Annotated in this window: 13 protein-coding genes; 9 read left to right on the forward strand and 4 right to left on the reverse strand. The window is 71.6% G+C overall.

All coding sequences use genetic code 11. The features are described from left to right. Positions 1 to 57: 57 nt before the first annotated feature. Positions 58 to 1,161, forward strand: a complete 1,104-nt coding sequence (locus ABD056_RS17945) for a formate dehydrogenase subunit gamma (RefSeq protein WP_343868894.1) — start codon at positions 58 to 60, stop codon at positions 1,159 to 1,161. Positions 1,162 to 1,185: 24 nt separating this feature from the next. On the opposite strand, the gene ABD056_RS17950 is transcribed toward ABD056_RS17945, so the two are convergent. Both ABD056_RS17950 and ABD056_RS17955 read right to left on the reverse strand, forming a co-directional pair. Next, positions 1,186 to 1,884 (reverse strand): gamma-glutamyl-gamma-aminobutyrate hydrolase family protein, encoded by a 699-nt coding sequence (locus ABD056_RS17950; protein ID WP_343868895.1) that lies wholly within the window; start codon positions 1,882 to 1,884, stop codon positions 1,186 to 1,188. Continuing rightward, on the reverse strand, positions 1,869 to 2,912 hold the full coding sequence (locus ABD056_RS17955; protein WP_343868897.1) for an amidoligase family protein: 1,044 nt from the start codon (positions 2,910 to 2,912) through the stop codon (positions 1,869 to 1,871). Before ABD056_RS17955 ends, ABD056_RS17950 begins: the two co-directional genes overlap by 16 nt. Before the next feature lie 137 nt (positions 2,913 to 3,049). Here ABD056_RS17955 and hmuQ point away from each other — a divergent pair, with 137 nt between their 5' ends. Further along, positions 3,050 to 3,367 (forward strand): heme-degrading protein HmuQ, encoded by a 318-nt coding sequence (gene hmuQ, locus ABD056_RS17960; RefSeq protein ID WP_343868898.1) that lies wholly within the window; start codon positions 3,050 to 3,052, stop codon positions 3,365 to 3,367. On the opposite strand, the gene ABD056_RS17965 is transcribed toward hmuQ, so the two are convergent. Both ABD056_RS17965 and ABD056_RS17970 read right to left on the reverse strand, forming a co-directional pair. Then, the gene (locus ABD056_RS17965; protein WP_343868899.1) at positions 3,354 to 4,043 is read right to left on the reverse strand and encodes an RluA family pseudouridine synthase; all 690 of its coding nucleotides are present in this window, start codon (positions 4,041 to 4,043) and stop codon (positions 3,354 to 3,356) included. The genes hmuQ and ABD056_RS17965 overlap by 14 nt on opposite strands. A gap of 69 nt (positions 4,044 to 4,112) precedes the next feature. Next, on the reverse strand, positions 4,113 to 4,589 hold the full coding sequence (locus tag ABD056_RS17970; protein WP_343868901.1) for a MarR family winged helix-turn-helix transcriptional regulator: 477 nt from the start codon (positions 4,587 to 4,589) through the stop codon (positions 4,113 to 4,115). Between the two features lie 193 nt (positions 4,590 to 4,782). Between ABD056_RS17970 and ABD056_RS17975 the strand changes: the two genes are divergently transcribed. The 7 genes from ABD056_RS17975 to ABD056_RS18005 all read left to right on the forward strand — a co-directional run bounded on the left by ABD056_RS17975 (position 4,783) and on the right by ABD056_RS18005 (position 12,437). Next, entirely contained in the window at positions 4,783 to 5,205 is a 423-nt protein-coding gene (locus ABD056_RS17975) for an organic hydroperoxide resistance protein (RefSeq protein WP_343868902.1), read from the forward strand. A gap of 131 nt (positions 5,206 to 5,336) precedes the next feature. Continuing rightward, positions 5,337 to 6,917: a sigma 54-interacting transcriptional regulator gene (locus tag ABD056_RS17980; protein WP_343868904.1), complete on the forward strand. Its 1,581-nt coding sequence runs from the start codon at positions 5,337 to 5,339 to the stop codon at positions 6,915 to 6,917. Positions 6,918 to 7,127: 210 nt separating this feature from the next. After that, complete coding sequence (gene alr, locus ABD056_RS17985; RefSeq protein ID WP_343868905.1) at positions 7,128 to 8,294, forward strand: alanine racemase; 1,167 nt, start codon at positions 7,128 to 7,130, stop codon at positions 8,292 to 8,294. Between the two features lie 26 nt (positions 8,295 to 8,320). Then, entirely contained in the window at positions 8,321 to 9,631 is a 1,311-nt protein-coding gene (locus tag ABD056_RS17990; RefSeq protein WP_343868907.1) for a D-amino acid dehydrogenase, read from the forward strand. A gap of 60 nt (positions 9,632 to 9,691) precedes the next feature. Further along, complete coding sequence (locus tag ABD056_RS17995) at positions 9,692 to 10,075, forward strand: RidA family protein (protein ID WP_425545056.1); 384 nt, start codon at positions 9,692 to 9,694, stop codon at positions 10,073 to 10,075. Positions 10,076 to 10,164: 89 nt separating this feature from the next. Beyond that, complete coding sequence (locus ABD056_RS18000) at positions 10,165 to 11,412, forward strand: hydrolase (protein WP_343868909.1); 1,248 nt, start codon at positions 10,165 to 10,167, stop codon at positions 11,410 to 11,412. Next, positions 11,409 to 12,437, forward strand: coding sequence for an arginine N-succinyltransferase (locus ABD056_RS18005; protein ID WP_343868911.1), 1,029 nt, complete (start codon positions 11,409 to 11,411; stop codon positions 12,435 to 12,437). The genes ABD056_RS18000 and ABD056_RS18005 overlap by 4 nt, the downstream gene beginning before the upstream one ends. The last annotated feature ends 131 nt before the right edge of the window (positions 12,438 to 12,568 follow it).

The raw sequence follows: 12,568 nt of genomic DNA on the forward strand, positions 1-12,568 counted from the left end.
GCCGGTCCCGGCCCGATCCGGCACCGGCGGCGGTGGTCGCAGCGAGGATTTGCCCCCATGCGTAACCCCGCCGCCTCCCTGCTCGCCGCCGCCGTCGCGGTCGTCGCCCTGCTCGGCCTGTGGCTGAGCGGGCCCGCCGCGGCGCAGGACGTGCGCCCGCCGGCCGGCGCCGCCGCCTCCGGCGAGGCCGCCCGTCCGCTCGACCCGGCGCTGCCGCAGGCCATGCAGTACCCGCCGGTGGCCGACCAGTGGCAGGCCATCAACGACGGCACCCGCGGCTTCGTCAACATCCCCGACAAGAAGGCCGGCCGCCTGATCCAGACCCAGGGCATGGAGTGGCTGGCGTGGCGGAACGACGAGCTGCGCCGCTACGGCGCCTATGCCATCGCCGGCATGCTCATCGCCCTGTCGGGTTTCTTTGCCGTCAAGGGGCGCATCAAGGTGGAAGGCGGGCTGTCCGGCCGGCTGATCCAGCGCTTCAAGCCGCACGAGATCATCGGCCACTGGCTGACCGCCGGCTCCTTCCTGGTGCTGGCGCTGACCGGCCTGTGGCTGCTGTTCGGGCGGCCGCTGCTGCTGCCGGTGCTCGGCCCCGATGCCTTCGCGGTGACGGCCGAGATCGGCAAGTACATGCACAACTTCGGCGGCTTCGTGTTCATGGCGGGGCTGGCCTACATCTTCGTGATGTGGGTGCGCCATAACCTGTGGGACCGCTACGACCTCAACTGGATCCTCAAGGGCGGCGGCCTGTTCGCCGCCCACAGCCACCCGCCGGCCGACAAGTTCAACTTCGGCCAGAAGACGGTGTTCTGGATGGTGATCCTGCTCGGCGGGGCGCTGTCGGTCACCGGCCTGACCCTGCTGATGCCGTTCTGGTTCGTCGACGAGATCGAGCTGATGCAGTTCGCCCAGATCATCCATGCCGGCCTCGGCATCGGCATGTTCGCGCTGATGCTCGCCCACATCTACATCGGCTCGGTCGGCATGGAGCATGCGGCCAATGCCATGCGCTCGGGCTGGGTGGACGTCAACTGGGCCCGCGACCACCACAGCGTCTGGGTCGACAAGTACGAGGCCGAAGGCGGCGAGGAACGCCAGGGTCCGGCCACCCCGCCGGCCGCCGGCACCGCCCCGCCGGCCCATCCCCAGGCGGCGGAGTAGAGGGCGGAGCAGGCAGCCGGCGCCTCAGCTGCCGCCGGCCTGCCCCACCAGCGCGCGCAGCAGGCCGGACTGGCTCTGGGCGTAGAACAGGAACTCCGGGTGCCACTGCACGCCGACCAGCAGCGGGTCGGCCTCGCGCTCGATGCCCTGGACGATGCCGTGGTCGTCGCGCGCCACCACCGTCAGCCCCTGCCCCGGCCGGTCCACCGACTGGTGGTGCAGGCTGTTGACCCGCAGCCGCCGCCGCCCCAGAAGCCGCGCGAGGCGGGAGCCGATTTCCACCTCCACCCACTTCTTGGGCAGGATGGTCCGCATGTACGGGGCCTCGTGGTAGACCTTGCGGATTTCCTGGTGCAGGGTGCCGCCGCAGTGGACGTTGATCATCTGCGAGCCGCGACACACCCCCAGCACCGGCAGGCGGCGGCGGAAGGCTTCATCCAGCGCCTGCTGCTCCAGGTGGTCGCGCTCCGGGTCGATGCGGACGTCGAGCGTCAGTTCGCCGCCGTAGATTTCCGCCCCGATGTCGTCGCCGCCGCCCAGCAGCAGGCCATCCACCTGCCGCAGCGCCTCCGGCCCGTCGTCGGCGGTGATGCGCCGCGCCTTGCCGCCGGCAATGCCAATGGCGATGCGGTTGGCCAGCCACATGGCCCGGCCGCCGCGCTTGCTGGCGGTGACGCCGATGATCGGCCGGCGCCGCCCGCCGCCGCTCATGCCGGCACCCATAGCGCCGCCTCCGCCGCCCAGCGGGCGCGGGAGCCGAACTCGGACCGGCCGCGATGGCGCATCCAGGCATCGGCCATGGCGGCCAGGCGGGGTGGATCGTCGGCCAGCCGTTCCACCTCCACCCAGTCGTTCCACTCCGCCGCCAGCGACCAGCCGGGGTCGGACAGGCGGGCGTCGGGCAGGCGGTAGTGGAAGGTGGGCCGCGCCTTGATGAGCGGGTCCGGCGCCAGCTGCCGCACCCGTGCCTCGTCCAGGTGGCAGAGCAGCGGATAGAGGTCGAGGCCGCGGTTGCGGGTGGGGTTGAAGCGGGCGTAGTCGTCGATGAACTGCCCCAGGTCGGGCGCATACTCCGGCCGCAGCACGTACCGCCCCCACTCGCCGGGGAAATCGGTGGCGAACAGCAGCAGCCGGCGGGTCTGGTCGGGGCCGATGCGGCTCTTCAGCCAGTCCTCCAGCAGCACGTAGGCGCGCATGACTGCCAGGATATGATCCACCTCCAGCCGTGCCGCCTCCGGGTTGAACTGCAGGGCGAAGGCGTAGAAGACGCTGGCGCCGGTATCCTCGGCGCCGCGGTCGCGCAGGCTTTCCAGCACCAGTTCCAGTTCATGCAGGCGGCCGAGCGGTACCGGCGGCGACACGATCTCCACCGGCAGCCAGTGGCTGGAAACCTCGCCGAAGGTGGAGGCGAAGCGGTCGCGCAGGCGCTCGATCAGTTCGGCCGCCTTGCCGGACTTGGGGATGCTCTTGTCGGTCGGGTGAGCGTACTGGCTGTCCAGTTCGCACAGGAAGGTGCCGAAGCTGGTATCCTCCACCGCGAAGCGATAGGGATCGCATTCCCGCACCCGGCCGCCGAACAGGCCCTGGACCAGCACGGCGGCGCTGCGGGCATCAAGGCCGGCGAATTCAACCTCGACGCCGACGCGGCGGTCGCGGCCCTCGGCGGTGTGGCGGTGCGGCGGCATCCGCAGCGGACCGCCGCGCGTCGGCGGCCCGGGGACGATCTGGTGGGCGATCTGGTGGGCGATCACGCGCGCTCTCCCGGTCACTGGGTCCATGCCGAGACTTACGCACGAGCCGGGGTGCGGGTGCGGGCGCCGCCATTTGCATCGAACCCTCGACCCTGGCATGATGCGATTCATTCGCAATAACAGCAGGAACCAACCCGATGTTCATCGCCATGAACCGCTTCCGCATCCGCAAGGGCAACGAGGCCGACTTCGAGCGCATCTGGCGCGAGCGCGACAGCCACCTGAACGAGATGGAGGGCTTCGTCGAGTTCGCCCTGCTGAAGGGCCCGGAGGCGGAGGACCACACCCTCTACGCCAGCCACACGGTGTGGGAGACCGAGGCGCATTTCCAGGCCTGGACCACCTCCGACGCCTTCCGCAAGGCGCACGCCGGCGCCGGCAGCAGCCGCGAGATCTACCTCGGGCCGCCGCAGTTCGAGGGCTTCCAGTCGGTGCAGGTGCTTACACGCCAGTGAAGCCGCAGGCCGCCAGGGCCGCGCGCATGTGCGCCGGCACCGGCGCCTCGCAGGTGATGGGGTCGCGCGTCGGGTAGAGCGGCACCGTCACCGCGCGGGCGTGCAGGTGCAGGGCATCGGCCGGGGCCTCGGCGGCGCCATAGACCGGGTCGCCGACGATGGGGCAGCCGAGGTGGGCGCAGTGGACGCGGATCTGGTGCGTCCGCCCGGTGCGCGGCCGGCATTCCAGCCACGTCCGCCGGCCGTCGGCGGAGCGGCCGAGGACGCGCCAGTCGGTCACCGCCTCCTGCCCCTCGGCGGCGTCCACCACCATCTTCCAGCCGCGCTTGGGGGTGAGCTTGCGCAGCGGCGCGGTCACCGTGCCGGCATCGCCCTCCGGGCCGCCCTCCACCACCGCCCAGTAGGTCTTGCCCACCCGCCCCTGCTGGAACAGCTTGCCGAGCTTGCGCAGCGCCTTGGAATGGCGGCCAAGGATCAGGCAGCCGGAGGTATCACGGTCGAGCCGATGCGCCAGGTTGGGCAGGCGCGGCAGGCCGAAGCGCAGGGCGTCGAAGTACATCTCCATGTTGTCGCCGCCACCCGGCCCGGCGTGCACCGGCACCCCCGCCGGCTTGTTGAGGATGAGCATCAGGCTGTCCTTGAACAGCACGCGGGCGACGATGTCTTCGGGGGTCATGGCGGCACGATCAGCGGCAGCGGCAGGGAACGGCGGAGGCGGCAGACATAGCGCGCCGGGCGGCGGCTGTCATCCGTCGTCGCCGTCCGGCGGGGCGGAGGCCGCCACCGCCGTCTCCAGCCCGAGCAGGGTGTCGCGCAGGGCAGCAAGGTCGTCGCGCAGCCGCTCCAGCTCCGCCGCCTCGCGCCCGGTGGCGCACATCAGCGACGCCTGCACCTCCCCCGCCTGCGCCTGCAGGGCGCGGCCGGCATCGGTGAGGCGGATGCGCACCTGCCGCTCGTCGCGGGGATCGCGCTTGCGCTCCACCAGCCCCGCCGCCTCCATGCGCTTGAGCAGCGGCGTCAGGGTGCCGGAATCCAGGAACAATTGCGCCCCCAGGTGCTTCACCGTCACGTCGTCCTGCCCCCACAGGGTCAGCAGCACCAGATACTGCGGATAGGTCAGCCCCAGCGGATCGAGCAGCGGCTTGTAGACGCGGTTGAGGGCGTGCGCCGCCGAATAGACGGCGAAGCACAGCTGGCGGTCGACGGGAAGCGGCACGGCCATGGCGGCATCCTGGGCTGGAGGGCGAAAGAGCCTAACGGCGAGATAGGTCGCGCGCAATTGAATTGCCCGCCCGCCCGGCGCAAGGCAGCCATGCGCCGCTTGCGGTTGCGCGATACTAAATTGTGCGCAATCTTTCTTCCCATGGACGGCGGTCAGCCGTTCCCTCCCCGTCTCTCGCAACAGGAGTTCCGTCATGGACATCAAGTACCGCACCACCGCTTCCGCCACCGGCGGCCGTGAAGGCCAGGCCGCCAGCGACGACGGCCGCCTGTCGGTGACGCTGTCGACGCCGAAGGAACTGGGCGGCGGCGGCGGCACCGGCACCAACCCGGAACAGCTGTTCGCGGCCGGCTATTCCGCCTGCTTCCTGGGCGCGCTGAAGTTCGTCGGCGGCAAGGAAAAGGTGAAGATCCCGGACGACGCCCGCGTCACCGCCACCGTCGGCATCGGCCCGCGCGACGACGGCCAGGGCTTCGGCATCGACGTCGACCTGAGCGTCAGCCTGCCGGGCATCGACCGCGCCCAGGCCGAAGACCTGGTGAACAAGGCCCATGTGGTCTGCCCCTACAGCCACGCCACCCGCGGCAACGTCGACGTCCGCCTGTCGGTGGCCTGAGCCGCCACCGCCGCTGCTTGCCTGTCATGGCCGGAGCCCCTCCCCCGCTCCGGCCATGGCGGCCCGCCGGGCGGGCGTGCTAGGCTGCCGGCCGACGACGCACGCACGCACGGAACGGGGTCAGGACGGCAATGCGGATCACGGTACGCTTCGACGATCGCGTGGGCATCGCCCAGGAGATCCTCGGCGTGCTGGCGCGCAAGGGCATCAACGTGGTGGCGGTGGAGGTGGACGTTCCCTTCGTCTACATCGACGCCCCCGCCCTGCCGACCGACGCCTTCCACGCCCTGCGCGACGAGTTCCTGACCGTTCCCGGCGTCGCCAGCGTCCGCACTACCGACCAGTTGCCCGGCATGCGGCGCCGCCTGCACCTGGAGGCGCTGCTGTCGGCCATGCCCGACCCGGTCCTGCTGCTCGACACCGAAGGCACCATCGTGGTCGGCAACGCCGCCGCCGCGGCCGCCGCCGGCACCAACGAGGCGGGGCTGGAGGGGCTGGCGCTCGACATCTATCTTGCCGACGACGACGACATCGCGCCGCGCCTGATCGAAGCCGGCTTCCGCCTGCCGCCGCGCGAGGTTTCCGTGCGCGGCGAGCCCTACCTGCTGTCCTGCACCCCCGCCCTTGCCGAGGGCGGCGAGCCGGCCGGCGGCGTCGCCACCCTGCAATCGCCCCACCGTGTCGGCGAGCAGATGCAGGTGTTGCAGCACTTCCGGGCCGGCAGCTTCGATTCCATCCTCGGCGCCTCGCCGGCCATCGCCGCCCTGCGCAAGCAGGCGGTGCGGGTGGCGGTGCTGGATGCACCACTGCTCATCCTCGGCGAGACCGGCACCGGCAAGGAACTGGTGGCGCACGCCTGCCACGCCGCCAGCCCGCGCAAGGAAGCGCCGTTCCTGGCCCTGAACTGCGCCGCCGTGCCCGAAAGCCTGGCCGAGAGCGAACTGTTCGGCTATGCCCCCGGCGCCTTTTCCGGCGCCCAGAAGGGTGGCAAGCCGGGGCTGCTGGAACTGGCCGGCGGCGGCACCGTGTTCCTGGACGAGATCGGCGAGATGTCGCCCTACCTTCAGGTCAAGCTGCTGCGCTTCCTCAACGACGGCAGCTTCCGCCGGGTGGGCGGTGACCGCGAGCTGCGGGTGGATGTTCGCATCATCGGCGCCACCCACCGCGACCTCGCCGCCATGGTGCGCGACGGCAGCTTCCGCGAAGACCTCTACTACCGCCTCAACGTGCTGCGGCTGGAGGTGCCGCCGCTGCGCAAGCGCGGCGACGACATCCTCACCCTCGCCCGCCATTTCATGGAGGAAGCGGCCAACCGTTCCGGCCGCCCCTGCCCCGCCCTCTCCCCCGCCGCCCGCGCGGGGCTACTGGCGAGCCCGTGGCCGGGCAACGTGCGGCAGTTGCAGAACGTGGTGTTCCGCGCCGTCACCATGACGGAAAAGAGCGTGCTGGAGCCGGTCGACCTGGAACTGGCCGACGAACTGGCCGGCGGTCAGGGGGCCGATCCCGGCACGCCGCTGCCCGGCCACGGCGCCCCCGTCACCGCCATCTGGCCCGCCACCTGGGACGACGCCCAGGCCGCCTTCGAGCGCGAGCTGCTGGGCCGCCTCTACCCCCTGTTCCCCTCCAGCCGCAAGCTGGCGGCGCGGCTCGCCACCTCCCACACCATGATCGCCAACAAGCTGCGGCGGCATGGCATCCCCGGCAAGCCGTAAACATTTTCATACACTGTAGCATTTCGTTTACACCTGCCCGCGAGCTAGGCGTGCCGCCGGTTTGGGCAGGGCGACCGTCGACAGCCGTAAACATTCGTGTACAGACCCACCATCCGCGCCGTCGCCGCAGCGGCGGAGTGCTGCGGTTTCAACGGGTTGGCCCGGCTCTTGCCATGGGAAGACGCAGAACCGACCACCGGGGACCGCGTCATGACCTTCCAGGCCCGCCCGCCTGAACCCGCCGCCGCTCCGCAGACCGCCGATGCCGCCCTGGCGCGCGCCGGCGCGGTGCTGACCGTCGACCTCGACGCCCTGGTCGCCAACTGGCGCACGCTCAAGGCCCAGGCCGGCGGCCGTGCCGACTGCGCCGCGGTGCTGAAGGCCGACGGCTACGGCCTGGGTGCCGCCGTGGTGGGCCCGACGCTGGCCGCCGCCGGCTGCCGCGTGTTCTTCGTCGCCCATGTGGCCGAAGGGCTGGCGCTGGCGCCGCACCTGCCGGCCGACACCACCCTCTACATCCTGCACGGCTGCCCGCCCGGCTCTGAGGCGGAGGCGGCGGCGGCCGGCCTGGTGCCGGTGCTCAACAGCCTGGAGCAGGTCGCCGCCTGGAGCGCGCTGGCCGCCCGCCTGGACCGTCGCCTGCCCGCCGCCCTGCAGGTGGACAGCGGCATGTCGCGCGGCGGCATGAGCCCGGCCGAGGTGCAGGCCCTGGCCGACGACCCCGACCGTCTGGCCGGCATCGACACCTGGCTGGTGATGAGCCACCTCGCCTGCGCCGACGAGCCGGAAAGCCCCATGAACGGCCAGCAGCTGGCCGCCTTCCGTACCTTGCGGGCGCAGCTGCCGGTGACCGCGCCGGCCAGCTTCGCCAATTCGTCCGGCGTGTTCCTGGGCGGCAGCTATCACTTCGACCTGCTGCGGCCGGGGGCGGCGCTCTACGGCGTCAACCCCACCCCCGGCCACGCCAACCCCATGCGACCGGTGGTGCGCCTGCAGGGCAAGGTGATGCAGCTGCGCGAGGTGCCGGCCGGCGCCGCCGTCGGCTACGGCTGCACCCATGTCACCTGCCGCCCCACCCGCGTCGCCACCGTCTCGGTCGGCTATGCCGACGGCTTCCTGCGGTCGCTGTCGGGCCGGGCCTGCGCGTGGCTGGGCGAGGCGCGGCTGCCGCTGCTCGGCCGGGTGTCCATGGACATGATCACCCTGGATGCCACCGACCTGCCCGCCGACCGCATCGCCGCCGGCACCCTGGTCGACCTGATTGACCACCGCCGCACCGTCGACGCCGTGGCCGCCGAGGCCGGCACCATCGGCTACGAGATCCTCACCAGCCTCGGCCCCCGCTACCTGCGCCGCTACGTCGGCGGCACGCGATAACCAAGCAAGAACAGGGATACCGCATCATGAAGATCGTCATTCTCGGCAGCGGCGTCATCGGCGTCACCACGGCGTGGTTCCTGGCCCGCGACGGCCACGAGGTCACGGTGCTGGACCGCCAGCCGGAGCCGGCGATGGAAACCAGCTTCGCCAATGCCGGGGAAATCTCGCCGGGCTACGCCACCCCTTGGGCGGCGCCGGGCATTCCGCTGAAGGCACTGAAGTGGCTGTTCATGCGCCACGCGCCGCTGGTGCTGCACGCCCGCCTGGACCCGACCATGTGGCGGTGGATGGGCATGATGCTGCGCAACTGCACCGCGGCCCGCTACGGCATCAACAAGGGCCGCATGGTGCGGGTGGCGGAGTATTCCCGCGACGTGCTGAAGTGGCTGCGGGCCGAGACCGGCATCGCCTATGACGAGCGCACCCGCGGCACCCTGGAGGTCTTCCGCACCCAGGCGGCGCTGGACGGCATCGCCAAGGATCTGGCCGTGCTCGACAGCTACAACGTGCCCTACGAGGTGCTGGACGTCGACGGCTGCGCCCGCCACGAGCCGGCGCTGGCCCAGGTGAAGGGCAAGATCGTCGGCGGCCTTCACCTGCCGGGCGACGAAACCGGCGACTGCTTCAAGTTCACCCAGGGCCTCGCGAAGCTGGCCGCCGACCTGGGCGCCACCTTCCGCCACGGCGTCAGCATCAAGGCCGTCGCCACCGAGGGCGACCGGGTGACCGGCGTCGTCACCGACCAGGGCACGGTGGATGCCGACCTCTACCTCTGCGCCATGGGCAGCTATTCGCCGCTGCTGCTGAAGACCATCGGCATCGACGTGCCGGTCTACCCGGTCAAGGGCTACTCCATCACCATCCCGGTGGAGAACGAGGCCGGCGCCCCCGTCTCGACGGTCATGGACGAGGCCCACAAGGTGGCCATCACCCGCCTGGGCGACCGCATCCGCGTGGCCGGCATGGCGGAGCTGAACGGCTATAACCTCGACCTCGACCAGCGCCGGCGGGAGACGGTGGAGCATGTCGTCTCCGACCTGTTCCCCACCGGCGGCGACGTGCGCAAGTCGGAATTCTGGACCGGCCTGCGGCCGATGACGCCCGACAGCGTGCCGGTGATGGGCCCGACCCGCTACCGCAACCTCATGCTCTCCACCGGCCACGGCACGCTGGGCTGGACCATGGCCTGCGGCTCCGCCCGCGTGCTGTCGGACCTGATCGCCGGCCGCAAGCCGGAGATCGACATGGAAGGGCTGACCGTCGCCCGCTTCGGCGGCCGCGTCACCACCCCGGCCACCGGCGTCGGCAGCCTGCGCCCGGCCAAGGCGACCTGATCGCCGCCATTCTGTGCTAAAACCGCATCCGGTATGTCAACCAACCGCGAGGAACCGCCCGTGTCCGACCTGAAGATCGTCGCCACCGACCAGGCCCCCGCCGCCATCGGCCCCTACAGCCAGGCCATCGCCGCCAACGGCTTCGTCTTCGCCTCCGGCCAGATCCCGCTGACCGCCGCCGGCCAGTTGGTGGAAGGCGGCATCGAGGCGCAGACCAGGCAGGTGCTCGCCAACCTGAAGGCGGTGCTGGAAGCCGCCGGCTCCGGCCTCGACCGGGTGGTGAAGACCACCGTCTTCGTGCAGGACCTGGGCGACTTCGCCACCGTCAACAGCCTGTATGAAGCCGCCTTCGGCGCCCACAAGCCGGCGCGCTCCACCGTCCAGGTGGCCCGCCTGCCGCGCGACGTGCTGGTGGAGATCGAGGCGGTCGCCCTGCAGGGCTGATCGCGCCGGGAATTATCCTGCCAGGCTTCTCAACTTCAGGAGCCTTCCCGGCCGTCGTCATGGCAGTGTGCTTCATGGAGGCACACGCCATGACGACGACCACCACAACCGACTACAACCGGTGGCTCGACTGGCTCGACGGACGGCAGGAGGCGATGCTCGCACGCCTCATTCAGTGGTCCGCGATCAATTCGGGCACCCGCAACATCGACGGACTCGGCCGCATGGCCGAGCGGCTGACTGAGGCTTTCACCGCCCTCGGCCCGGCCACGGCGGAGGCCCTGCCCCTGCCCGACGGCGAGGAGATCGGCCCCGACGGCGCCCCCCGCCCGGTGCCCTACGGCCGCCTGCTGCGCTTCGCGTTCAACCCGCAGGCCAACCGCCGGGCGCTGATGGTGATCCATTACGACACCGTCTTCCCCGCCGACAGCCCGTTCCAGACCCCGCGCCTGACCGACGCCGACACCCTGCACGGCCCCGGCGTCGCCGACGCCAAGGGCGGCATCTGCGTCATCCTGGCCGCCGTCGAGGCCTTCCTGCGCTCGCCGTGGGGCCGCGACCTCGGCATTGAGGTGCTGCTCAACCCCGACGAGGAAACCGGCTCCCTCGGCTCCGCCCCGCTGCTGGTCGAGGCCGCCGGCCGCGCCCATTTCGCCCTGCTCTACGAACCCGCCCTGCCCGACGGCACGCTGGCCGGCGCCCGCAAGGGCAGCGGCAACTTCTCGGTCGTCGTGCGCGGCAAGGCGGCCCATGCCGGCCGTGCCTTCCACGACGGCCGCAACGCCGTGGTGGCGCTCGCCCGCGTCGTCGGCGCCCTGCACGCCCTCAATGCCGAGCGGCCGACCATCACGCTGAACGTGGCGAAGCTGGAGGGCGGCGGGCCGACCAACGTGGTCCCCGACCTCGCCATCGCCCGCTTCAACGTGCGCACCGAAAGCCACGCCGACCAGCACTGGGCGGAAGACCGCCTGCGCGCCCTGATCGCCGACGCCAATGCCACGGCGGAGGACGGCATCACCGTCACGCTCGCCGGCGGCTTCAGCCGTCCGCCCAAGGAGATCGCCGGCCGCACCGCCGCCCTCTACGACTGGGTGAAGGCGGCGGGGGGCGTGCTCGGCCAACCCATCGCCTGGGTGCCGACCGGCGGCTGCTGCGACGGCAACAACCTGGCCGCCGCCGGCCTGCCCAACGTCGATACCCTCGGCGTGCGCGGCGGCCTCATCCATTCCGACCGGGAGTTCATGACCGTGTCGAGCCTGACCGAACGGGCCCGCCTGTCGGCCCTGCTGCTCATGCGCGCCGCCGCCGAGGGCCTGCCGTGGGAGGACGGGCGATGACCCACCTCGTCCGCCCGGTGCGCGAAGCCGACCTTGATCCGCTGGTGGCGCTGGCGGAAGGCGCCGGCAAGGGCCTGACCACCCTGCCCGCCAACCCGGACACCCTGCGCGCCCGCATCGCCCGCTCCACCGCCGCCTTCGGCCGCAACAGCGCCGACCGGCAGGAGACGGAAAGCTTCCTGATGGTGCTGGAGGACGCCGATACCGGCCGCGTCTGCGGCACCTCCGGCGTCTATGTCGGGGTCGGGCGGGAGGCGCCGTTCTGGAACTTCCGCCGCTCCATCCACAGCCACTTCTGCACCGAACTCGGCATCCGCGTCGACAGCACGGTGCTGATGCTGGCCAACGACTACACCGGCGCCACCGAAGTCGGCACCCTTTACCTGGAGCCCGACAGCCGGGTGAACGGCAACGGCAGCCTGCTCGCCCGCGCCCGCTACCTGCTGATGGCGAGCGCGCCGGCCCGCTTCGGCGACATGGTGATCGCCGAGTTGCGCGGCTGGCTGGACGAAACCGGCAACAGCCCGTTCTGGCAGGCGGTCGGCCATCACTTCTTCCAGATGAGCTTCGACCGCGCCGACTATCTGTCCGGCACCGGCCAGGGCGGCTTCATCGCCGACCTGATGCCCAAGTTCCCCATCTACGCCGACCTGCTGCCGGAGGCCGCCCGCAAGGTGATCGGCCTGCCGCAGGAGGCGTCGCGCCCGGCCTTCCACATGCTGGTGAAGGAAGGCTTCCGCACCAGCCATTCGGTCGACATCTTCGATGCCGGCCCGGTGCTGGAGGCCCACCCGCGCGACCTCGCCACCATCCGCGACAGCCGCGAGCGCACCGTCGCCGCCGTGGTGCCCGATACCGCCGACGACCTGCACGACCACCTCGCCTGCGTGCCCGACCTCGCCCGCTTCCGCGCCGCCCGCGTGCGGCTGCGCCGGGTGTCGCAGGAAACGGTGGAGGTGTCGCAGACCGCTGCCGCCCTGCTCGGCGTGGCGACGGGCGATCCGCTGCGCTGCGTCGGCTGCTGACAGGAGACGACCCCATGCACGGCATGCACATTATCGCCGGCCGCCGCACCGACGGCAGCGGCCCCGAGTTCACCGCCGAGGACCCGCGCAGCGGCGGTCGTCGCGCGGCCGGTCGGCCCAGGCGGGCAGGG

The organism is Caenispirillum bisanense (genome assembly GCF_039523075.1).
GTDB classification, from domain to species: Bacteria; Pseudomonadota; Alphaproteobacteria; order Rhodospirillales; family Rhodospirillaceae; genus Caenispirillum; species Caenispirillum bisanense.

Bases quoted from the DNA above. Each gene is read 5' to 3' on its own strand.
- ABD056_RS17945 (WP_343868894.1), top strand. From the start codon at position 58: ATGCGTAACCCCGCCGCCTCCCTGCTCGCCGCCGCCGTCGCGGTCGTC.
- ABD056_RS17950 (WP_343868895.1), bottom strand. From the start codon at position 1,884: ATGGGTGCCGGCATGAGCGGCGGCGGGCGGCGCCGGCCGATCATCGGC.
- hmuQ (WP_343868898.1), top strand. From the start codon at position 3,050: ATGTTCATCGCCATGAACCGCTTCCGCATCCGCAAGGGCAACGAGGCC.
- ABD056_RS17965 (WP_343868899.1), bottom strand. From the start codon at position 4,043: ATGACCCCCGAAGACATCGTCGCCCGCGTGCTGTTCAAGGACAGCCTG.
- ABD056_RS17970 (WP_343868901.1), bottom strand. From the start codon at position 4,589: ATGGCCGTGCCGCTTCCCGTCGACCGCCAGCTGTGCTTCGCCGTCTAT.
- ABD056_RS17975 (WP_343868902.1), top strand. From the start codon at position 4,783: ATGGACATCAAGTACCGCACCACCGCTTCCGCCACCGGCGGCCGTGAA.
- ABD056_RS17980 (WP_343868904.1), top strand. From the start codon at position 5,337: ATGCGGATCACGGTACGCTTCGACGATCGCGTGGGCATCGCCCAGGAG.
- alr (WP_343868905.1), top strand. From the start codon at position 7,128: ATGACCTTCCAGGCCCGCCCGCCTGAACCCGCCGCCGCTCCGCAGACC.
- ABD056_RS17990 (WP_343868907.1), top strand. From the start codon at position 8,321: ATGAAGATCGTCATTCTCGGCAGCGGCGTCATCGGCGTCACCACGGCG.
- ABD056_RS18000 (WP_343868909.1), top strand. From the start codon at position 10,165: ATGACGACGACCACCACAACCGACTACAACCGGTGGCTCGACTGGCTC.
- ABD056_RS18005 (WP_343868911.1), top strand. From the start codon at position 11,409: ATGACCCACCTCGTCCGCCCGGTGCGCGAAGCCGACCTTGATCCGCTG.